Source organism: Sphaerochaeta globosa str. Buddy (assembly GCF_000190435.1).
Taxonomy (GTDB): Bacteria; Spirochaetota; Spirochaetia; order Sphaerochaetales; family Sphaerochaetaceae; genus Sphaerochaeta; species Sphaerochaeta globosa.
The window spans coordinates 566034-586395 of record NC_015152.1; the positions used below are offsets into that span (position 1 = coordinate 566034).

At 50.3% G+C, this 20362-nt stretch carries 19 protein-coding genes; 10 read left to right on the forward strand and 9 right to left on the reverse strand.

What is annotated here, in order from left to right:
• Positions 1–36 precede the first annotated feature (36 nt).
• Complete coding sequence (locus SPIBUDDY_RS02630) at positions 37–1077, reverse strand: ABC transporter substrate-binding protein (protein WP_013606214.1); 1041 nt, start codon at positions 1075–1077, stop codon at positions 37–39.
• A gap of 218 nt (positions 1078–1295) precedes the next feature.
• Between SPIBUDDY_RS02630 and SPIBUDDY_RS02635 the strand changes: the two genes are divergently transcribed.
• Both SPIBUDDY_RS02635 and SPIBUDDY_RS02640 read left to right on the forward strand, forming a co-directional pair.
• The gene (locus tag SPIBUDDY_RS02635; protein WP_013606215.1) at positions 1296–2384 is read left to right on the forward strand and encodes an AI-2E family transporter; all 1089 of its coding nucleotides are present in this window, start codon (positions 1296–1298) and stop codon (positions 2382–2384) included.
• Positions 2385–2512: 128 nt separating this feature from the next.
• Positions 2513–3631, forward strand: coding sequence for a Fic family protein (locus SPIBUDDY_RS02640; RefSeq protein WP_013606216.1), 1119 nt, complete (start codon positions 2513–2515; stop codon positions 3629–3631).
• Here the strand turns inward: SPIBUDDY_RS02640 and SPIBUDDY_RS02645 are convergent.
• The 5 genes from SPIBUDDY_RS02645 to SPIBUDDY_RS02665 are packed head-to-tail and all read right to left on the reverse strand — an operon-like array spanning position 3625 to position 9174.
• Positions 3625–4698, reverse strand: a complete 1074-nt coding sequence (locus SPIBUDDY_RS02645; protein ID WP_013606217.1) for a Gfo/Idh/MocA family protein — start codon at positions 4696–4698, stop codon at positions 3625–3627. The two genes, SPIBUDDY_RS02640 and SPIBUDDY_RS02645, sit on opposite strands and share 7 nt — an antisense overlap.
• A gap of 29 nt (positions 4699–4727) precedes the next feature.
• On the reverse strand, positions 4728–5765 hold the full coding sequence (locus SPIBUDDY_RS02650) for a zinc-dependent alcohol dehydrogenase (protein ID WP_245523799.1): 1038 nt from the start codon (positions 5763–5765) through the stop codon (positions 4728–4730).
• Complete coding sequence (locus SPIBUDDY_RS02655; RefSeq protein ID WP_013606219.1) at positions 5766–6857, reverse strand: sugar kinase; 1092 nt, start codon at positions 6855–6857, stop codon at positions 5766–5768. It lies immediately after the preceding gene.
• Between the two features lie 15 nt (positions 6858–6872).
• Positions 6873–8318, reverse strand: a complete 1446-nt coding sequence (gnd, locus tag SPIBUDDY_RS02660; protein WP_013606220.1) for a decarboxylating NADP(+)-dependent phosphogluconate dehydrogenase — start codon at positions 8316–8318, stop codon at positions 6873–6875.
• 13 nt (positions 8319–8331) lie between these two features.
• Positions 8332–9174: a MurR/RpiR family transcriptional regulator gene (locus tag SPIBUDDY_RS02665; RefSeq protein WP_013606221.1), complete on the reverse strand. Its 843-nt coding sequence runs from the start codon at positions 9172–9174 to the stop codon at positions 8332–8334.
• A gap of 142 nt (positions 9175–9316) precedes the next feature.
• Here SPIBUDDY_RS02665 and SPIBUDDY_RS02670 point away from each other — a divergent pair, with 142 nt between their 5' ends.
• The 3 genes from SPIBUDDY_RS02670 to SPIBUDDY_RS02680 all read left to right on the forward strand — a co-directional run bounded on the left by SPIBUDDY_RS02670 (position 9317) and on the right by SPIBUDDY_RS02680 (position 12364).
• Positions 9317–10591: an ABC transporter substrate-binding protein gene (locus SPIBUDDY_RS02670; RefSeq protein WP_013606222.1), complete on the forward strand. Its 1275-nt coding sequence runs from the start codon at positions 9317–9319 to the stop codon at positions 10589–10591.
• A 67-nt stretch (positions 10592–10658) separates the two neighbouring features.
• Positions 10659–11537 (forward strand): carbohydrate ABC transporter permease, encoded by an 879-nt coding sequence (locus tag SPIBUDDY_RS02675; protein ID WP_013606223.1) that lies wholly within the window; start codon positions 10659–10661, stop codon positions 11535–11537.
• Between the two features lie 11 nt (positions 11538–11548).
• Positions 11549–12364, forward strand: a complete 816-nt coding sequence (locus tag SPIBUDDY_RS02680) for a carbohydrate ABC transporter permease (RefSeq protein WP_013606224.1) — start codon at positions 11549–11551, stop codon at positions 12362–12364.
• A gap of 29 nt (positions 12365–12393) precedes the next feature.
• On the opposite strand, the gene SPIBUDDY_RS02685 is transcribed toward SPIBUDDY_RS02680, so the two are convergent.
• Positions 12394–13269 carry a damage-control phosphatase ARMT1 family protein gene (locus SPIBUDDY_RS02685; protein ID WP_041381010.1) on the reverse strand — a complete coding sequence of 292 codons (876 nt, stop codon included), beginning with the start codon at positions 13267–13269 and terminating at the stop codon, positions 12394–12396.
• Between the two features lie 123 nt (positions 13270–13392).
• On the opposite strand from SPIBUDDY_RS02685, the gene SPIBUDDY_RS02690 reads away from it, so the two are divergent.
• From SPIBUDDY_RS02690 to SPIBUDDY_RS02700, 3 genes are all read left to right on the forward strand, one after another.
• Positions 13393–14217, forward strand: a complete 825-nt coding sequence (locus SPIBUDDY_RS02690; protein WP_013606226.1) for a sugar phosphate isomerase/epimerase family protein — start codon at positions 13393–13395, stop codon at positions 14215–14217.
• Between the two features lie 29 nt (positions 14218–14246).
• Positions 14247–14570 (forward strand): cupin domain-containing protein, encoded by a 324-nt coding sequence (locus SPIBUDDY_RS02695; protein ID WP_013606227.1) that lies wholly within the window; start codon positions 14247–14249, stop codon positions 14568–14570.
• 131 nt (positions 14571–14701) lie between these two features.
• Positions 14702–15871 (forward strand): iron-containing alcohol dehydrogenase, encoded by a 1170-nt coding sequence (locus SPIBUDDY_RS02700; RefSeq protein ID WP_013606228.1) that lies wholly within the window; start codon positions 14702–14704, stop codon positions 15869–15871.
• Positions 15872–15880: 9 nt separating this feature from the next.
• Here the strand turns inward: SPIBUDDY_RS02700 and chrA are convergent, their stop codons facing one another.
• Positions 15881–17053: a chromate efflux transporter gene (chrA, locus tag SPIBUDDY_RS02705; protein WP_013606229.1), complete on the reverse strand. Its 1173-nt coding sequence runs from the start codon at positions 17051–17053 to the stop codon at positions 15881–15883.
• Positions 17054–17156: 103 nt separating this feature from the next.
• Between chrA and SPIBUDDY_RS02710 the strand changes: the two genes are divergently transcribed.
• On the forward strand, positions 17157–17528 hold the full coding sequence (locus SPIBUDDY_RS02710) for a pyridoxamine 5'-phosphate oxidase family protein (RefSeq protein WP_013606230.1): 372 nt from the start codon (positions 17157–17159) through the stop codon (positions 17526–17528).
• On the opposite strand, the gene SPIBUDDY_RS02715 is transcribed toward SPIBUDDY_RS02710, so the two are convergent.
• Positions 17525–18949, reverse strand: a complete 1425-nt coding sequence (locus SPIBUDDY_RS02715) for an NAD(P)H-dependent flavin oxidoreductase (protein ID WP_013606231.1) — start codon at positions 18947–18949, stop codon at positions 17525–17527. The genes SPIBUDDY_RS02710 and SPIBUDDY_RS02715 overlap by 4 nt on opposite strands.
• Before the next feature lie 317 nt (positions 18950–19266).
• Between SPIBUDDY_RS02715 and SPIBUDDY_RS02720 the strand changes: the two genes are divergently transcribed.
• Positions 19267–20271 carry a nucleoside phosphorylase-I family protein gene (locus tag SPIBUDDY_RS02720; RefSeq protein ID WP_013606232.1) on the forward strand — a complete coding sequence of 335 codons (1005 nt, stop codon included), beginning with the start codon at positions 19267–19269 and terminating at the stop codon, positions 20269–20271.
• The last annotated feature ends 91 nt before the right edge of the window (positions 20272–20362 follow it).

Below are 20362 nucleotides of genomic sequence, written 5' to 3' on the forward strand. Positions count from 1 at the left end.
TCTTAAGAAGACTCCCGCCTCAAGATGTTGAGGTACTTATTTCTTGGCTACAGCTTCCTGGAACTTGGTGCGAAGTTCTTCGCGCAAGGTAAGGGTTGCCTGCCAGTCGACGGGAATGGTGTTCTTCAGGATTTCCTTGGTCGGAATGGCATCATAGGGAGGAGTGGGGTACTTGGCGGAAACAGAGTGCATCCAAGCCTTGACGATGTTGGCCTGTCCTTCATCACTCATGAACCACTCGGTGACAGCCTTGGCGGCAGCACTGTTCTTGCTGGGACTCCATTGGTCGTTGATCGACATGATCGGTGAGGGAACAACGATGGTTCCATCGGTGGGGTAGATTACCTCAATCTTGGACTTGTCCATCTCACGCTTCTGCAGAACCGATTCCTCAAGAATCATGATGACTTTGCATTCGCCTGTCTCAAGCTTGGTCAGGGCGACCGAGCCGCTCTCAATCTTTACTTTCTGGTTGCCAAGGGCGGTGAAGTATTCGTAGCCATATTTGTCCTTCAGGGCGCTGATGGTGTCCAGGGCGGTGCCGCTGGTCAAGGGGTTGGACATACTGACCATGCCTTCAACACGCTTGTCATTGGCAAAGTCATAGAAAGAGTTGGGGATATCGGTCTTGGCAAACTTAGCGGGATTGTAGGCCAGTACCATGTTGCTGATACGTACAGGATACCAATACCCTTCCTTATCATAATCGAATGCCAGATCGGCTGCGTTGTTGATCATGATCGGCTGAAGCACTCCCATTTTTTTTAGTTCAAGAGCGTAGGAGGGATCGGCGACCATAAGCATGTCACATCCGAGTTTGCCAGCTGCGAATTCTGCTGCAATCTTGGCCTGAAGGGTACCGGTTCCACCATAGAAGAATTCAATATCAACAGTTGGGAATACCTCTTCGAGGGTTTCATCAATAGCTTCAATGACATCGTCATACATCGAGGTGTAAATCACCAGTTTTCCCGAAAGGCCTGCATCCCCTGCTTTCGGCTGTTCTGCAGCGCCTGCTGCAAAAAGCATAGAGCCTGCAACGAGCAAGACACAGAGAATTGAACACATTTTTTTCATAGCAACAATCTCCTTTTGTTACGGGCCAGTATACCACGCAAAATTCCTTCGTGCTTGAAAATTGTCTGGATAATAACACGGGACAAGAGTCAGAGCGAGTGTTCTTCGGGCAGCAATGTGGAGGGATATTTGTCTGGATATGCATGGCATTTCTCATTGCCTTATGATTTGCAAAGCGTGAGTCTGTGTGCAATACTCAACGCTTAAGGGAGCACGTGATGCAAAGGAATACCTATCAAAAAATACTGCAGTTATTGGTTATTGGAGCCGTATTGGCCTTGGTGGTCGTCTACTTTTCAACGGTCATGAACACTTGCTCTTTTGTGTTCAGCTTGTTCAAACCTCTGCTCCTTGGTTTGATAATTGCCTATCTGGTCGATATTCCCGCCAAAAAGCTGGAGGTTCGTTTTCGTAAGCGCATCAAGAGCCCGATGGTTGCCCGTTCTCTTGCCACCCTCATTTCACTGTGTCTCTTTCTCCTTATCATAGCAGGAGTGTTGGTTCTGCTGATCCCCCAACTTGGCTTTGCCATCAGGCAGTTCAGCAGCAACCTGCCTGTACTCTATGAAGAAAGTGCAGATTCACTAGAGCAGTTTGTGAGCCGCAGGCCTGAGCTTGCACAAGGCTTTGCAATGGTAGAGACCTATGTGAATACCGCCATTGAGGAGTTCAAGGCATCCTCACCGAAGCTTGCCGACTATACCTTCTCGCTGTTGGGGGGAGCCATCAGTGGGATTGCAACCAGCGTGGTTGCTTTGATTTTCAGTTTGTACCTGCTCTTCGGCAAGCATCGGCTGGTACGCCAACTTGGCTATCTGGCCAAACGATTCATGCCGGAGCAACACTATCAAAAGCTGTTTTCCACGATGCAGGTAGCAAACAAAACCTTCTCCAAGTTTTTTACCGGTCAGTTCCTTGAAGCCATCATTTTGGGATCACTGTGCACCTTGGGAATGCTGCTTTTTCGATTTCCCTATGCCCTTACCGTTGGTTCGGTAGTAGGCATGACCGCTCTCATCCCCTTGGTGGGAGCCTATCTCGGAGGGGCGATCGGCTTTGTGCTGATTTTCGGGCAAAGCCTGCGTCTTGCCCTCTTTTTTCTGCTCTTTTTGGTTATCCTACAGCAATTGGAAGGCAACCTCATCTATCCCCGTGTTGTGGGTAGCTCGGTAGGCCTGCCGGGAGTCTGGGTCTTTGCCTCAGTTATTCTCGGTGCTGGACTGTTCGGAATTCCAGGAGTTCTTTTCGGCGTCCCGTTGGCTGCAACACTGTATCATCTGCTGAAACAAGACAGAGCTTCAGACTGAGGATTTTGCATCTCTGTATCTGGGTATATCACGTTTGCGTAGAATAGAGAGTCTAATCTACGCAAGAAATGCGACAATTGTGCGTAGATTAGGTTGCTTATTCTACGCACACAGGCTATGATGCTACCATGAGTAGTTATATTTGGCAGCATCCAGACTGGCCTCAATTCACCTATGATGCTTCTTCTCTGCTTACATGTATCGATGAGGTTTCTCATGCGCAAGGTACGGTGGAGACGTTGCTTGCCCAACTGGGAATTTCGGAAATCAGGGAGTTGGAAGCGCGAATATTCACGGATGAAATCTATCATTCACATGAAATTGAAGGCGAAGTTCTCGAACAACTGAAAATTTATTCTTCACTCTGCCGCAGGTTGCAGGTTCCCAATGCATCGATGCACCTTTCAGGTCCCCATATAGAAGGTGTGGTTGAAACCTTATTGGATGCCTTAAAAAGTTCTCTGCCGCTGACACATCAAAGGATCTTCTCTTGGCATCGGACATTATTCCCACAAAATCTGAGTGGGCCTTTCATTATTCATGCGGGGGCATACAGGACCGAATCAATAGCTGTGGTTTCTGGATCTTTTAAGAATGAAGAAGTTCTGTTTGAAGCACCTCCTGCTGAAGTTGTGCATCAGCATATGGAGACATTCTTGACATGGATCAATGCGCCAAGTGCCATCCCTGATTCAATTCGTAGTTCTATAGCACATCTTTGGTTCCTCACCATCCATCCATTCGAGGATGGGAATGGGAGATTGGCGAGAACCATAGGAGACTACGTACTGAATCAGCATCATGATAGCAACCAGGTATTGTTCAGCCTATCAACGCAACTTAAGAAGCATCAGAGCGAGTACTATGAACAGCTTCGTCAAGCACAACAGGGGAATCTTGATTGCACCAACTGGATACGCTGGTATCTTGGACAAATACGAGAGGCTCAAGAGCGAGTGGTAGAGACTTGCAAACGAACCCTGCAAGTCAAACATATGTTTGAAAGGTTGTCTTTCAATGAACGTCAATGTTCCATGCTAGAGAGGTTGACTACCGATTTTTATGGATCCTTGACTACGCAGAAGTGGGCTAAACTCACGCATTGCAGTCATGATACCGCGATGCGGGACATCAAAGATCTGATTAATAAAGGTGTCCTCAAACAATCCGAAAGTGGTGGAAGAAGCACCAGGTATGAGCTGATGTTCCAGGAGAAAAACTTCCCTCATGGGTTCCTTGGTCAATAGCGGATTGGCTTTCCCTCTTTCTGGCTGCGGTACATACCCTCGATGAGTTTTACCGTCTCTCTTCCTTCCTCACCCGAGCTGATCAGAACTTCGTTGCCAAGGATTGCTTGGGTGAAATGTTCCTGTTGGCGGGAAAAGAAGTAGACAATCGCATCGATGGATGCAAAGAATGCCGTGTCCTCTTCCTTGTAGCGGCTCAGGTTCTGCTGCTCGCCCTCAATCGTCCACAGGTCGTTTACCGGCGGCTCAAGGATACCGCTGCGTCCTGCAATGAACATCGCCCCTCCGTCTGTCTGCACTCCTACCGAATAGGCAGAAGAACCATGGACATGGACCTTGGCATGGATGCCGGGCTTTTGGGAGTTGGAGACCAGAATGGAGGCCATGGCACCGCTTTCAAATCTGACAACGGCCACTGCGCTATCCTCAACTTCAATATAGGGATGGTTGATGTTCTCCCATTGGGCATACACTTCCTTTACCGGACCAAGGAACCAATGCAGCAGATCCAGCTGATGAGGGGCCTGGTTTATCAACACCCCACCACCTTCGAGACTCCAGCTGCCCCTCCACGGGTCACTCTTGTAGTACTCCTCGTCCCTCCATCCAAGCATGGTGACCTGGCCGAGCATCGGAACGCCTAGTTTCCCTTCTTCGATGGCCTTGTGGATGCGCAAGGTTGCTGGATACCACCGTCTCTGGCTTATCACCGACAGTAGTTTCTTCTCTTCCTTAGCCGTTTCAATCATTGCATCGCAATCACTGACGGTCAGGGCCATCGGCTTTTCCACCAATACATGGGCCCCTGCTTTCAATGCTGCAGTGGCATGTTCTTTGTGCAGTGGATGGGGGGTGGTGATGATCACCGCATCCACTTTGGCCTCTTTGACCATCACCTTCATATCAGTATAAGCAAGAATGCCGAACTCAGTAGCAAAGGCTTGTGCCTTGCTCGCATCGCGCCCCCAAACGGCGACAAGCAGACTATCCTTGGCATCCTTGAGGGCCTTGGCATGGACTTTTGCCACTTTTCCATATCCTATCAAAGCATAGCGTATCGTACTCACTGCAAGCCTCTTTCTTAGTGTTTCTTGTGTCAGGGAACCAGAACAACCTTAAGTAGGTTATCCTCTCGGTTATAGAGTTTGTCAAACCAGATTTTTCCCTCATTCAGGGGAGCGACTTTGCTGATCAGGTCGGTAACATCCAGTTTTTTGTCAGCCATCATTTTCAGAACTGCCGGATACTCCCCGTTGATGGCACAAGAGCCCTGCAACCTGATCTGCCTGGTGACCACACTTTGCAGCGGCAGCTCTATGGTTGGGGTGATATTTCCTACCAAAACTACCGTCCCGCCTTTGCGTACCAGCGAAATAGCCGTATTGATCGGGCTGCTTGCCCCGACCGCCTCATAGACGAGCGGCAGCATTTCACCCTTGGTAAGGGCTCTAATTTTTGCAATCAATTCAGGGTCGCGGGGATCGAGGACAACGTCAGAACCTATCTGAAGCGCTTTCTCTCTTCGTTGTTCATCCATCTCAATGGCGATGATGGTTCCGCTTGTCATGGTCCTGAGAAGCTTGATTACCAAGAGTCCGATCAAGCCGGCGCCCACCACCGCCACATCCTCTCCAAGCTTGGGACTTGCCAGGCTGATGGCATGAGCGGCAACCCCTGCAGGCTCGGCCATGGCAGCTTCCTCAAAGGAGAGTCCTTCGGGTAGGTGGAAAAGAACCCGTTCCTCAATGAGAGCATACTCTGCAAAAATGCCATCCTGATGGTAATCGGCACAACTTACTCCCAGCACCCTGCGATTGTCGCACAGGTTGAACAAGCCTTGCTTGCAGAATGAACAGGTCCCGCAGTAGATGGTCGAGTCGAAGGTTACCCGATCACCGACCTTGAAATTGGTTACCAGCGACCCCGCCTCTTCGATGATACCGCTTCCTTCGTGCCCCATAGTTATGGGAGGTCTGCGCCTTCCGGTCGATCCGTCATAACCGTGGACATCGCTGCCGCAAATCGAGGCGGCCTTGATGCGTACCAGCACCTGGGTAGGGGATAGCAAGGTAGGTTTTGGTACTTCCTGCATCTGAAGGTTCTTATAGTCGGTCAACACCAATGCTTGCATCATTTACCTCTGAATACGGGCACTGCCGCCTTGGGCGAGTGCTTCGACCTGGGAGAGGGTTGCCATGGTGGTGTCCCCGGGATAACTGGTCAGAAGTGCTCCATGAGCCCAACCAAGTCTGAGTGCCTGCTCAGGGTCCCTACCGTCCAAAAGTCCATAGATCAGGCCGCTGGCAAATCCATCGCCGCCACCGACGCGGTCATAGACATCCAACTCACAGGTCGGTGCCTGATAGCCTTTCCCATCCAGATAGAGCACGGCACTCCAGCGATGGCGATTGGTCGACTGCACCTCACGCATCGTTGTGGCGACTGCCTTGATCGAAGGAAACCGTTTCTGTACCGACTCCATCATACCGTAGAAGGAGGATGGGTCGAGCTTGTCGGCTTTCACCACCTCCGGTCCCTTCAGACCCAAACCAAGCTGAAGGTCTTCCTCGTTTCCAATGAGGACATCGACATGCTCGACGATGGAAGAAAGCACCTTCTGTGCATGTTCCTGGGGTTTGTCGGAAAGCGATTTCCAAAGCTTCTCGCGATAGTTCAGGTCAAAGGAAACCACAGCTCCCTGCTTCTTGGCTTGTTGCATCGCCTTGATGATCAAAGCCGGTGTGGAAGGGGAAAGAGCGGAGAAAATTCCCCCGCTGTGAAACCAACGGACTCCACCGCCGAGCAGTGCATCCCAGTCGAAACTCTTTTCATCCAGCAAGGCTGCCGCCTCATTGGCCCGATTATAGAATACTACCGGGGCTCTGAGCCCTTGGCCGCGATCGCTATAGACGTGGGCCATGTTCGGACCACGCACCCCGTCATGAGTAAAGCGCTTGTAGAAGCCAGAAACGCCCATTTTCCGTACTTCGGCTTCAATTTTCAAGCCGATAGGGTAGTCGACCATGGCGCTGGCGATGGCTGTACGCTGACCAAAAGCCCTGCTGAGGTTTGCCGCTACATTGAACTCACCGCCGCTAACGTGCAGGTCGAGCTGTGAAGCGTATTCAAAGGGGATGATGCCCGGGTCCAAGCGGACCACCAGAGCACCGAGAGAGAGCAGATCGAGATGGGCATGCTCTTTTGGCATGAGTGAAAGCTGAGCCATACAAACCTCCTCAGGTTAGATGCTGTACGTTGTAGATGCGGTATTGCCACCGCGGCCGGTCCAATTGGTATGAAAGAATTCTCCGCGATTGTGGTCAACCCGTTCATACGTGTGGGCTCCGAAGTAGTCTCGTTGTGCCTGCAAAAGATTGGCCGGGAGATTCTCAGTACGATAACTGTCAAACCAGGAGAGAGCAGCCCCAAGCGAGGGGGTGGGAATGCCGTTCAAGGCGGCAGCGGCTACCACTTCCCTTAGGCTCTGCTGCGCTTTGGTCAGAATTTTGGCGAAATGCGGGTCAAGAACAAGATTCTTCAGTGCAGGATCGGTAATGAAGGCTTGGCTGATTTTGTCCAGGAACGCTGAACGGATAATGCAACCACCCCTCCACAGAAGCGCGATACCACCCAGATTCAAGTCCCATTTGTTCTCTTCCCCAACCGTCTTGATCAGGGAGAAGCCTTGGGCATAGCTGATTATTTTTGCTGCATACAGTGCAGCGCGCAGGGTCTCGACGAAGGCCTCTTTATCAGCAACCGGCACAGAGGGCTTGAAACCAAAGACCTTGCTTGCTGCAATGCGCTCTTCCTTTTGGCTGGAGACACTTCGGGCAAAGACTGATTCTACGATCAGGGTGAGGGGAACCCCAGCATGCAGGGCGCTGATACCAGTCCATTTTCCGGTTCCCTTCTGTCCTGCGGTGTCCAAAATCTTGTCTACCAGTGCCGATCCATCCTCCTCACGGTAGCCGAGAATGTCAGCGGTGATTTCTATCAGATACGAATCAAGCTCGCCCTTGTTCCACTCTTCAAAGACAGCTTGCATTTCGTCATTGGAGAGCTTGAGCAGTCGTCTCATGAGATCATACACCTCACCGATGAGCTGCATGTCCCCATACTCGATGCCGTTGTGCACCATCTTGACAAAGTGGCCGGCTCCGCCGCTTCCTATCCAGTCACAGCAAGGAGTTCCGTCCACATGAGCTGAAATACTTTGCAGGATCGGCTTTACCTGCTCCCAAGCCTGGGCTGAACCACCGGGCATGATGGAAGGGCCCTTCAATGCCCCCTCCTCTCCACCGGAGACACCGGTTCCGATATACAGAAGTCCTTGGTTCTCTACATAAGCCATTCTTCTTTGGCTGTCCTCATAGTTGGAGTTGCCTCCATCAATGATGATATCGCCCTTGTCCAAAAGGGGCAGCAGGGCTTCAATGGTGTCATCCACCGCTTGGCCCGCCTTTACCATCATCATTATCTTGCGGGGGGATGCAACTGAATCGACAAGCTGGCGGAGGCTGTGGGTGCCGATGATCTGCTTATCCTTAGCACGCCCTGCGATAAAGGAATCTACTTTGTCGATGCTCCGATTGTATACTGCAACGCTGAATCCCTTACTCTCAAGATTGAGTACCAGGTTCTCTCCCATTACTGCGAGGCCGATGAGGCCGATTGTCGCTTTCATAATGATTCTCCTCTTAGATGCGTCGTTTAGCGATGACACTTCTCATTTTATTCAAACTTTCTACCCCAGGCTCTCCGATTTGCTCAAGGACTTCCACATACAGGACATCGATGAGTACGAGGCTGGTAATTCTTGCGGAAAAAGATTCTGCAACCACTGATGAGGTTGGATTGCTGACACTGAGTACCAAATTTCCCAGCTTGGACAAGGGGGAACGGGTGTTGCTGGTCAGCACAATCAAAAAACAGCCATTATTGCGAAGCTCCTCGGCCAAGGCAAGTGTGTCGTGTCCCGCACCCGTGTGGGAGACGAGAAGGGCGACATCGCCTTCGGTTGCCTGGCTTGCAAGCATGAGCTGCATATGGAATTCCGAGGCATATTGGCAATTCAGCCCGGTCCTGATGAGTTTGTGGTAGGCATCCTGAGCCAAAATGTTCGACCCGCCCAAGCCCATCAAATAGAGAGCATGTGAGCCGGCAAACCGCTTGGCCGCCTCCTTGAGGACTTGCCGGTCAAGCTTGGCGTAGGTCTCTTCCAGGTTTTTCCTTGCATTGGCAAAGACCATGTCCGCTGCATCCTGTCCTTCTGAGACTTCTGTCTCGAACAGTTGTTCGCTGGAGGGAATGGTCTCGCGGGCAAGTGCGATTCGAAAGCGCTGATACCCACTGTAGCCGAGTTTGCGGGCAAAGCGGACCATCGTCGATTCACTGATGCCGATTCGATCAGCGAGTTCCTCAATGCTGGGGTTCACGGAATCCTTTGGATGTTCGAGGATGAAGTCGGCAATTTTCTTTTCTTTGGCACTGAGCATTGCATACTTTGTGCGTATGGTATAGATGGCGCTGACTTCTTGCATTGGTGTCCCCTTGTAGATAAGTATAGTATGAAAAAAATATTCAGGCAATCAGAAATAAATATTCATTTATCGCTTCACTTCTGGAAAAAACGGGGTATACTATGCAAAAGGTTGAACAAAATAAAAGGAGTGTAGTGTAATTATGAAGAAAAGAAATGTACTGGTTGTCATGGCACTGGTATTCTGCTTGGCGTATCCCCTCTTTGCACAGGGAGCTGCTGAAGCGGCACCGAAACAGGAAATTCGTGTTCTTTTGGCAAACCATCCCTATGGCGAGCTGCTCAAGACCAAGATTCCCGAGTTCGAAGCAAAGACCGGCATCAAGGTAAACTATGAAAGTCTGCAGGAAAGCCAGCTGACCAACAAGCTCACCACTGAGTTTGCAACCAAGAGCTCGACTGTCGACGTATTCATGACCCGCCCCTTGCAGGAAGGGCTGATGTTCATCAAGAACGGTTGGTATGAGGGTTTAAACAGCTATGATTTTGCCGACTATCCAGCCAACTCGGTTGATATCGGAAGAAAGAATGGCACGGCCTTCATCGTACCGCTCGTGACCGAATGGCAGGTGCTGTATTATCGCAAGGACCTCTTCAAGAAAGCAGGACTTACCGTTCCTACCAATTTCACCGAACTTGAAGCTGCTGCAAAAGCTTTGAACAAGGATGGTGTTGCAGGTTTTGCTTCCCGTGGAAAGGGTGCTGCAGCTGTTACCCAGCTCTCCAGCTATGTCTACAACTATGGAGGCAGGTATCTTGACGGCGGCAAGGCTGTATTTGACAGTCCCGAAGCCCTTGAAGCCATCCGCTTCTATGGCAGACTTTTGGGCAACTATGGTCCTCAGGGCGTTACGAGCATGTCGTGGGAGAATGTCATGCCAGTCTTCCAGGCCGGCAAACTTGCCATGTGGACTGATGCATCGGTCTTCTACGGCCAGATTGTCGATCCTACCAAGACCCAGATTCCTGCAGATGACATCGGCATTGCACAGCTGCCCAAAGGTCCGAAGGGCGACAGTCCGTTCATCGTAGTTTCCTGGGGTATGGCAATGTCCGCTGCTTCCCAGAACAAGAGTGCAGCAAAGCAGTTCCTCGATTGGGCAACCAGCAAGGAACTTGCCAAGCAGGGCATGCTTACCAACATCACCATGGCCCGCGACTCCGCTTGGGCTGATGCTGAAGTCAGAAAGATCATGAACCCTGGTTTGGTGGAGACCCAGGCCCATGCAGCCAAGAACGGCTTTCCGTATGATCGTCCGTTCATGAGCTCGGTCGGCCAAGCCCGCGACCTTATCGGTGAAGTGATCATCGAGTCCATCAACACGAAGGGAACCTCTACAAAGCTTGCTGCTCTTGCACAAGAGAAGGTGAAGGCTGTGGATGCGTTGTTGAAGACCGACGGTGAATACGGTCTCTAACCTTGAGTAAGAGATCCTTGGCCGACCGAGCTTATCGGTCGGCCAATTGCGTAACAAGGAGCTTTGCATGATTCGACAAGGATTCTTTGAAAAAAACCTACGATATATCTTCCCGCTTCCTGCCGTCCTGTTCGTGGTTGTTCTGATGGTATTTCCCGTAGCGTATACCTTCTTCCTCAGCTTTACGGATTGGACGCTTACCAGTGGCAGGCCTTTGTCGGTCGTTGGCCTGAAGAGCTATCTGCAGGTTCTGAAGGAACCTCGATTCCTGGAAGCTTTGGGACGTACCTTTTATTTCACATTCGGATCGGTAATCGTAGAGATGTTGCTTGGCACCGCGTTGGCCCTCATCCTGAATCGCACATTCAAGGGAAAAGGTGTGGTGAAGACGTTGCTGTTGCTTCCCTTGGTAGCGACTCCGGTGGCAATCGGTATTGTGTGGAATCTGTTCTATGATCCGACTATCGGCATTCTCAACTATGTTCTGAGTGTTCTCAAGCTCCCCCAAAGTGGGTGGGTTAGTGATGCTAAGACTGTAATGCCATCCCTCATTATTGTTGATATCTGGCAGTGGACCCCGATGATTACCATCATCGTGCTGGCCGGCCTTGCCGGACTTTCCTCCGAGCCGTACGAATCGGCCATGGTGGACGGGGCGAATGCCCGTCAGGTACTCTTTCAGATTACGCTTCCCATGCTGATGCCCACCATCCTCACCGCCGTCATTCTGAGGGCCATCGATGCCCTTAAGACGTACGACATCATCTATTCTATGACCGGAGGTGGACCGGGGTATGCCTCGGAGAACCTCAATGTGCTTGCGTTCAAGTACAGCTTTGAGTATTTCAGGATGGGACAGAGTGCTGTGATGCTCGTTTTCCTTTTCATCATCGTCCTTCTCTTCAGCCTCCTTGTCATGCGGCTGCGTAGAGCGTTTGAACAATAGGAGAGGTGAATATGAAAGAAAAGCGACTAACAACCATTTTGTACGGTGTCGTCCTTGCCGCAATAATCATCCCCATCCTCTTTCCCTTTATCTGGATGTTGATGAGTTCGTTCAAGACCCAAGTGGATATTATCAGCTGGCCTCCGAAGTTCATCTTCAAGCCGGTGATGCAGAATTACGAACGGGTTTTCGTTGAACAGAACTTTTTGCAGTATATGCAGAACTCCCTGATAGTCTCCACCGTCAGTGTATTCTTCTCCTTGCTGCTCGGTTTGCCGGCTGCGTATTCCATCGCACGCTACAAACAGAAAAAGCTCTCCATTTTTATCCTGGTAGCACGTCTCATGCCCGGTATTTCCTTTTTGATGCCGTGGTATATTGTCTTTTCCCGCCTCAGATTGATGGACAGCTATGTTGCCTTGATTCTCAGCCACATGCTTATCGCCTTGCCGTTGGTAGTCTGGGTCATGTCCCCGTACTTCGACTCGGTGCCTCGCGAGCTTGAAGAGGCTGCCATGGTCGATGGACTTACCCAGCAAGCTGCTTTCGTGAAGATATTGCTTCCGCTTTCCGGTCCTGGAGTGGTTACGGCTACCACACTGAGTTTCATTTTCAGTTGGAACAATTTCATGTTCAGCCAGGTCCTGAGCCAGCAGAAGACTCGTACACTGCCCATCGCCGTCTACAACTTCCTCTCCTATGTCGAAGTTGACTGGGGTGCGGTCATGGCGGCGGCAGTAACCATAATGGCTCCCGCAATCATTCTGACTATGTTCTTCCAAAAGTATGTGGTAAAAGGTCTTACTATGGGAGCTGTAAAAGGATAGTGCAAGCTTCATGGCTATCCTTTGTCCGATTAAAGGTTTCGCTTGAGTACCAACTCGCGCCTAGCCCCACCGAGCTGAGTCTCGATCACCTCGCATTTGATGATGAAAAGGAAGAAGATGGGTCCATTCTCTTCAGAGAGCGCTTCGAAGTTACCTTGGCCTTTACTGATGATCATATCTGCTTGGTGATACAGTTCCAGAAAAGCAGGGTCTGCCTGCGAGAGAACCAGTCCCGGGGTCCTGCTTCCGCTGGATACAACCGTGGCAACGGAATCGAGTCCGCAGTCCAGGGCATCCTTGAGTAGTACATCGTTGAGTATCGGGAAGCCCCTGGTTACAAAGACAAGCTCAAGCAAGGGATATTCCTTTGCAATTGTTTCCAACAAAACCCGGTCAAAGACTATTTCCCCGGCATTGTCTCCAACATACATCACACGTTTTGCCTGGCCCAGAGCCTCCTGGAAGGCCTCGAATGCAAAGAGGGATGAGTTTGTCTCTCCCAATTCCTGCTGCAGGATCTTGGTGATTTCCGCTTGTACATTGATACCGCTTGGAAATGCTCCGTAATCGATGATGTTTCCTGCGCATGCCAGTTTCACCGCTGTTTTCAGGGGGGAGGATGAACAGCGTACCATGCTGCGCAAATCGTCGATCACCGACAGTGCTTCCCTGTTGCTCATGGTTTTGACCTCGAGGTAGGGATCCTGTTTGCCCGAATGTTCGACAAACATGCGTTGCATATGATAAGCCATTTGCGGCGGGCTCATGTCCAAGGGGAAATACTGTAGTTCATTCCCTATCGCATCCATGATCTTCTTGATCGATTCTTCGGGCAGACCCAACATTTTTCCGGCTTCGAGAACCTGCTTGAAAAAACAGGGTAGACACGTAAGTGAGGTTTTCATGCGAACGAATATAGCATACTCATGCATCCTGTTTATAGCGGTACCCAGCAATTCCTTTGCACAGAAGAAAGGGTAGCGCCTGCCATCACCCTCTGGTATACTAAAGAAAAAGGTGGCAGCAGTATGAGACTTGTCGGCATACACTACACCAGATGGGCTTCTCAGGCCGAAGCGGATATCGCTTCCTTGGTCCAGAAGGCCAAGCATCTGCTTTATGATCAACTCGAAGTAGATGGGATCCTGGTACACCAGATGAGCCCTTGGGGACGCAAGCGCCTTGGTTTTGAAGCAAAAACCCATCAGATAGACATTTCCTACAGTATCAAACCAACTTCGGCGTATGATCTTTCATCCCTTGACGAGGATGTGCGTAGGCATGCACTCTCCCAGTTTCAGGACCTTATTCGTACGATAGGGGAGATGGGGGGAGGAAGCCTCAACGGTCCGCTGTACACCAGTTTCCCTGAACAGCAAGGAATGAAGCAGAAAAAACAGAGGCTGCTGGAGCAGAGCGTCAAAAGCTTGAGGTCACTCACGCCTCTTGCCCAGGACGAGGATGTTGTCCTGAATATCAGGCCGGTAAACCGATATGAACACTTCCTTATCCCTACTGCCGGTGAAGCCCTTGCCTTTGTGCATGCAGTCAACCATTCGAATTGCGGCATCGACTTGGATACCTTTGAGATGAACCTTGAGGAAGATGACCTGGAGGCTGCCATTATGCAGGCAGGCATCTATCTGCACTGTCTGCATGTTCGGGAGAACAACCAAAAAATGGTCGGCTTGGGCGCTCTCGATTGGAAAGCTGTCCGTAAAGGGTTGGATGCCATCTATTACAAAGGCCCTGTGGTTCATATGCCTACCGTCATTCCCGATGAACGGGAAGAAGCCCAGGAGAGCCGGAGAATTCGAAACTTGCTCTGCAATGACTTTCCTCAGTTGCCGTAAGGTGGCATACTGGGTAACGGAGGCAAACAGTGAAACTACTCAAATATGCAGATGTACAAGTCAAGGATTTAGGGAACGGAGTCTCAAGAAAGGTTCTGGTCCATACCGAAGAAATGATGCTCGTAGAGGTCCGGTTTCCCACTGGCGGCGTGGGAGCGATGCACTCACATGTCCATCGCCAACTCTCGTATGTGCAGTCGGGGGTGTTTGAATTCGAGAGTGAAGGGAATAAGCAACGCGTCGTTGCAGGTGATACCCTTGCCTTTGAACCCAATCAGAAACACGGAGTAACCTGTTTGCAGGCCGGGGTGGTCCTGGACTTCTTTACTCCCGCTCGAGAGGATTTCCTGTAAGCAACGAAAAGGTGATGCCTTTTGCATGCGATATGATTCCTATGCCCTGTTACCCCTCCGGTAGCAGGGTTTTCTCTACTCTTGCCCATATCCACACTTCTTAGTACTTTACTATGTGATAGGAGACAGCAATGCACAGTACATTTTTTCTTCCAACCAAAATTCTATTCGGCTCGCACTCGCTACAGAAGCTTTCTGAACAACAGCTTCCCGGCAAGCGGGCTTTGATCGTTATTTCCAGCGGGAAGTCCACCCGTTCGTTTGGATACCTCGACCAAGTTGAGGACCAGCTGAAAAAAGCAAACGTCTCCTACGAGGTTTTCGATAAGATTCTTCCCAACCCCATTCTTTCGCATGTACGTGAAGGGGCCGCGTTTGCGAGAGAGAAAGGCTGTGACTTTGTCATCGGACTGGGGGGAGGTTCGGTCATCGACTCAGCCAAAGCCATTGCAATCATGGCAACCAATGAGGGCAACCTTTGGGACTATATTCACGGGGGGAGTGGCAAGGGAAAGCCAATGCTGAAGAAACCCCTTCCCGTGGTTGCCATCACAACCACCGCCGGCACCGGTACCGAAGCTGATCCTTGGCTGGTTATCACCAAAGAGGAAACCAACGAGAAAATTGGGTATGGCAATGACGAAACATTCCCTGTTTTAAGCATTGTTGACCCCACCCTTATGGTTTCGGTTCCTCCTCATCTTACCGCCTACCAAGGCTTCGATGCTCTGTTTCATAGTACCGAAGGGTATCTGAACAAGATTGCAAACACCTTCAGCGACCAGTACAGCCTTGAGGCGATCAGGCTCATCGGAAAGAGTCTTCCTGCTGCCGTCAAGGATGGCAAGGATTTGAAGGCGCGCGAAGATGTAGCAATGGCCAACACACTCGCAGGTATGGTAGAGACTTTCAGCGGTTGTATCAGCGAACACTCGCTTGAGCATGCCATGAGTGCCTATCACCCAGAGCTGCCTCATGGAGCGGGCTTGATTATGATCAGCAAAGCCTACTATACCCACATTGCAGAGAACCATATCGCCGATGATCGCATGATTGCCATGGCAAAGGCTTTGGGGAAAGCAGACGCAAAAGATGCTATGGACTTTGTTCATGCGTTGGTAGCGCTACAGAAGGCCTGCGCTGTGGATGATCTGAAGATGAGCAAGTACGGCATTACAGAGGAAGAGCTTCCTCTGATGGTGCAAAACGCCCGTGAGAATATGGGCGGCCTCTTTGGCGTAGACCCGATGACCCTCACCGATGGGGATTGTCTGAAAATCTACCAGCAATCGTTTCGGTAACTGGTAGAATCAGAACGCAATACCCGCTCCCAAAACGGCAAGTACAACCAAGGGGGCGGGTATTTTTTTTGTAGCAAGCACTATGATGGTTCCAAGTGCTACAATACTATTTTCAACAGTAATGCCGCTCTTCTGCAATAACAGAATGGCTGCAGCCGTAATGAGCCCGCCGGCAACCGCGTTGATGCCTTTCAGTGAGACCTTTACTGCCTTGATTCTCTTCAGCTCTTCCCAAACGGGGTAGATGAAGAATATGAGAAGCGTACCCGGTAGAAAGATGCCTATTGCCGAGAGTAGTCCACCAAGTATCTGGATACCAACCCCTTCTCCTCTTGCAGCCATACCTCCGGCGTAGGCACTGAAACTGAACATCGGACCGGGAAGCCCCTGTACCAAACCATACCCGGTAAGAAACTGTTCACTGGTCATATAGGCCTTGGTTTCCACCAGTTCTGCGATCATGACCGGAACCACTACCTGCCCACCGCCGAAGACCAAATACCCATAGCGGTAGAAAGCCTCAAAGAGGGTGATCAAAAGGTTATGGGTTGCCAAGGAGAGAAGCAACGTTCCGATTGCAAAGGCGAGAAAGAGGACTAAATATTTCCATGGTGCTTTGACGGTGATTGTATTGAACAGCTCCGACTCTTTGCTTGAGAGTATGGAGACAACTCCCCCTAATACCAGTACGGTGGGGAAAATCCAGGGTGAACGGATGAAGTAGGTGGTGAGGAGGCCGAAGAGAAACAAGCCTATCGTCAATCCATCGGTAAGTACTTTTTTCCCAATTTTAAACGCAGCGAGAAAAATGAAGCCCACCGCCATGGGACCTATGAAGCGTAACATGTCTTCGGAAATCTGATGGTCCTTGAGAAATTGGTAGAGGAAGGAGAGGGTGGTCATCACCAGAATAGGCGGTAATGCCCAGACTAGCAGGGTGAGAAAGGCCAGAAGAGGCCCCCCCATCCGATACCCCACGGCGGTAATGGTCTGGGTACTCGTAGGACCGGGTAGAATACTGGTCAAGGCAAGCAATTCCACCAGCTCTTCTTCGGTAAGATAGTGCTTCTTGCTTACCAGATGGTCGAGAAACACGCCAAAGTGGGCTTCAGGTCCTCCATAGGATCCCAGTGAACAGATGAGAACATCCTTGAGGAAGTGTCTGTACGGTATGGTGTGCATGGCAGCTCCTATTCCTAGATGCTACCTATTTGTATGGTTTTACTCAAGAAGGCTGGGCTTTGCATGCAAGTAGCTATATGCTAGGCCAGTCGGAGGGAGTGTGATGATACCAAAAGAAATCCTGCATGCTTGGCAGGAACGTGAAAAAGCTGTTGTTCTTACCACTGTTTCATCAGAGGGGATGCCCAATAGTATTTGGGCAACGTGTGCTGATATCTACGATGAAAAAACGGTGGTGGTTGCAGACAACTACTTCAATAAAACCAAGCAGAACATCCAGAATGGAACGCTTGCATCAGTCCTGTTTCTCACCAAACAGAGAAAGTCCTACCAGTTTAAAGGAACGGTTAGTTATCATACCGAAGGACCCTATTTCGACTTCATGAAAGCATTCAACCCCGCTCAGCTTCCCGGGCATGGGGCATTGGCCATCCATGTCCAAGAAGCATACAGCGGAGCCGACAAGCTTATTTAGGAAAGCATCAGCGAAGTTGAGGCAAGAGTCTCGGTCATTTTGAGCTTGAGGTTCTCCACCTGTAGTGCTGTACGGTTGTATTGTCTTTTTATCGCCTTCACTACCTCTGTCTTGAGCGGGAAGGCGAGCAATGCTTCCTCGTAATGTTTGGCTAACTCTTTCACGTGGCTTTCAGCTTTTACATATTCTGACTGCAGGGCAGTCAGCTTGGTGAGCGTGCGTTCAAGGTATGCCGCGACAGCCCGCTGATAGCCCCTTTCAAGTTCACAAACCAGAGCCTTTACCGGGACAATTTTCTTGATCCGATAGGCATTGGTGCCTACAAAAACAAATCCGCTTTGCAATAATCCCTTTCGTGCATTATTGAGGGCGATCGAGATGCAATAGTTTGCCTCCTGGGCTTTGCAGGAGGAAAGGCATTTCCATGCACAGCGGAAGGTAGGGCGCTTGCCCTCCTCGCTGTCGGTTATGAAGGTATTGCGGATTGCTCTTCCCGGCATGCCGACCGGGCTCTTGATCAAGCCGATCTGCTCTTTGGTGCAGGAGACATACGCCTGCTTGAACCGTATGTCGGCATCGCACTCATCGGTTGCCACAAAGCGGGTTGCCATCTGGGCTGCAGAAGCTCCGAGGGAGAGGACTTTGTAAATATCCTTTCCACTGTACACACCACCGCCGGCGATGAGGGGGATTTTGCAACCCTTACTCTCTTCAAAGGGTTTGAGGGCTTCCACGATCTGGGGTACGATCGCTTCCAATTGGAAGGCGGGGTCTTCCAACTGCTCCTCGCTGAAACCTAGGTGTCCCCCGGCTTTCGGGCCTTCGAAGACTACGGCATCGGGAGTATCGTTGTAGAGTTTCGTCCACATGCGGAAAATCATATCAACAGCACGGGCCGAGCTTACGATTGGGGCTACTTTCACATTGGCTTTACGAAGCGCCTGGACCGGCATGTTCTTAATCGGCAAACCGGCTCCCATGAAGACAATATCCACCTTTTCCTCAATGGCTACATCCAGCAATTGGTGGAAATCGTTGACTGCCACCATAATGTTTACTCCGATGACTCCTGAACTCAGTTCCCGTGCCTTGCGGATTTCTCTTCTGAATGCCCTCAGGTTTGCCACCTGGCCGTCCTCATAGTAATCGGGTTCCAACAATCCTATGCCGTTGGCGGCAATGACTCCGATTCCTCCGTTGTTCGCCACCGCGCTGGCCAGCGAAGAGAGTGAGATTCCGACACCCATACCACCTTGGACGATGGGAGTGGTTGCTACAAGATCACCGATTCTCAATGCCGGCCAGGTGGTTCTCGATCCGAGAATCTTTTGGATGGTCCGCTCGATGGGAAGGTATGCCTTACAGGCTTGTACTTCTTCTTTGATGCGGGTCAGTATGGTAGAAAGTGATGCTGATTTCATTGGTATTCCTTGGGGACGTGCAAGTCCTTGAACTTAATCTAACATATATACAGAAAATGTCAAAGTGTTCGATATAGAATCTGCTTATCAAATCACCTTTCGTTGCGCTCTGGTTTAAATATGAAACATTTTTCTTTGAGCTACTCAGAAGAATGTTGTGAAATAGGGAGTATATTAGGAAAAAATGTTGTAATAAATTACACTATGCACCATTAACACAACAACAAGTAAAGCGATAAGAATTTTTGTCCCCCTTGCATCGCATTGCTTTCATTCCGTACGCTTTAGGTACATAGCATATCTTCAAGGGGTCATACATGAAAAAATTGATGCGAATCACGATGGTACTTGCACTGTTGCTGCTTGTCGTTTCTCCTCTGGTTGCACAACCGGTATCAGAGAAGACACAGATCAAAGTGTTGGTATTGGGCATGTTCGAGGTAGGGGAGAACAAAGGGGACTTTGCCGGGGAATTCCAATATTTCTATGAAACATACTTTGACGGGGCATCGTCCTATACCTTGAATGCCATGCCTTTGAAACTGTATGTCAATGAGCAAGGGATAGCCGGAGCAATTGCAGGCATGGGGAAGGCGCAATCGGGTGCTTCTCTTACGACCATTCTTCGCGATAGCCGCTTCGATTTCTCCGATACGTATATTGTCATCAGTGGATGCTCGGGCATGAGTCCTGAACGGGGGACTCTTGGTGATGTAGTCATTGCTGATGCCTTGGTCGACTTCGAGCTGGGGCACGCATGGAAGCAGTCTGATAATCCAAAAGGTTCCGAGACCACGTTCCTACGGTCTTCCGGGTATGATCGCGCAGGATACATCCCGTTGAATACCGACCTTGTCGACTGGGCATATGAGCTCACCAAAACTACTGCATTGCTCGATGACAAGGCTGCCGCTGCCTATCGAGCCAAGTACTCGAGTCAGGAAGCAAGTGAGAAACCCTCTGTACAGCGGGGTGTTTCGGTTACGGGTGATAGTTATTGGCATGGGAAAGGATCGTCTGCCCATGCTGATGTGGTAACCGCAGTCTATGGTGCCGGTACTTACATGGTAACGCAGATGGAGGATAATGCGTTAGGAGTTGCTGCCATGAATGAGGGTAAACTCGATCGGCTTATCGTTGTCAGGGATGTCGTCAATTTTGATCAGCCGTATCCAAACCAGACGGTACTTGAGAGTCTTGATGCCTCTTCCGGGGCCTTCTCCATCGGCATGAAGAACGGATTTGCTGTATCCAGCAAGATCATCAACACATTGATTGACAACTGGGATGTGTATCGCAGCACCGCACCGAGCGTGAAGTAATTCATTCTAGCATATCGCAAGTCTAAACCGGCTTTCTTTGGGAAGTCGGTTTCTTGTCTGTTGGCAGGCTAGCTCCTCTTCTGTACACTGG

Coding starts and splice junctions, on each gene's coding strand:
- SPIBUDDY_RS02630 (WP_013606214.1), bottom strand. CDS start 1,077: ATGAAAAAAATGTGTTCAATTCTCTGTGTCTTGCTCGTTGCAGGCTCT.
- SPIBUDDY_RS02635 (WP_013606215.1), top strand. CDS start 1,296: ATGCAAAGGAATACCTATCAAAAAATACTGCAGTTATTGGTTATTGGA.
- SPIBUDDY_RS02640 (WP_013606216.1), top strand. CDS start 2,513: ATGAGTAGTTATATTTGGCAGCATCCAGACTGGCCTCAATTCACCTAT.
- SPIBUDDY_RS02650 (WP_245523799.1), bottom strand. CDS start 5,765: ATGATGCAAGCATTGGTGTTGACCGACTATAAGAACCTTCAGATGCAG.
- SPIBUDDY_RS02655 (WP_013606219.1), bottom strand. CDS start 6,857: ATGGCTCAGCTTTCACTCATGCCAAAAGAGCATGCCCATCTCGATCTG.
- gnd (WP_013606220.1), bottom strand. CDS start 8,318: ATGAAAGCGACAATCGGCCTCATCGGCCTCGCAGTAATGGGAGAGAAC.
- SPIBUDDY_RS02665 (WP_013606221.1), bottom strand. CDS start 9,174: ATGCAAGAAGTCAGCGCCATCTATACCATACGCACAAAGTATGCAATG.
- SPIBUDDY_RS02670 (WP_013606222.1), top strand. CDS start 9,317: ATGAAGAAAAGAAATGTACTGGTTGTCATGGCACTGGTATTCTGCTTG.
- SPIBUDDY_RS02675 (WP_013606223.1), top strand. CDS start 10,659: ATGATTCGACAAGGATTCTTTGAAAAAAACCTACGATATATCTTCCCG.
- SPIBUDDY_RS02680 (WP_013606224.1), top strand. CDS start 11,549: ATGAAAGAAAAGCGACTAACAACCATTTTGTACGGTGTCGTCCTTGCC.
- SPIBUDDY_RS02685 (WP_041381010.1), bottom strand. CDS start 13,269: ATGAAAACCTCACTTACGTGTCTACCCTGTTTTTTCAAGCAGGTTCTC.
- SPIBUDDY_RS02690 (WP_013606226.1), top strand. CDS start 13,393: ATGAGACTTGTCGGCATACACTACACCAGATGGGCTTCTCAGGCCGAA.
- SPIBUDDY_RS02700 (WP_013606228.1), top strand. CDS start 14,702: ATGCACAGTACATTTTTTCTTCCAACCAAAATTCTATTCGGCTCGCAC.
- chrA (WP_013606229.1), bottom strand. CDS start 17,053: ATGCACACCATACCGTACAGACACTTCCTCAAGGATGTTCTCATCTGT.
- SPIBUDDY_RS02710 (WP_013606230.1), top strand. CDS start 17,157: ATGATACCAAAAGAAATCCTGCATGCTTGGCAGGAACGTGAAAAAGCT.
- SPIBUDDY_RS02715 (WP_013606231.1), bottom strand. CDS start 18,949: ATGAAATCAGCATCACTTTCTACCATACTGACCCGCATCAAAGAAGAA.
- SPIBUDDY_RS02720 (WP_013606232.1), top strand. CDS start 19,267: ATGAAAAAATTGATGCGAATCACGATGGTACTTGCACTGTTGCTGCTT.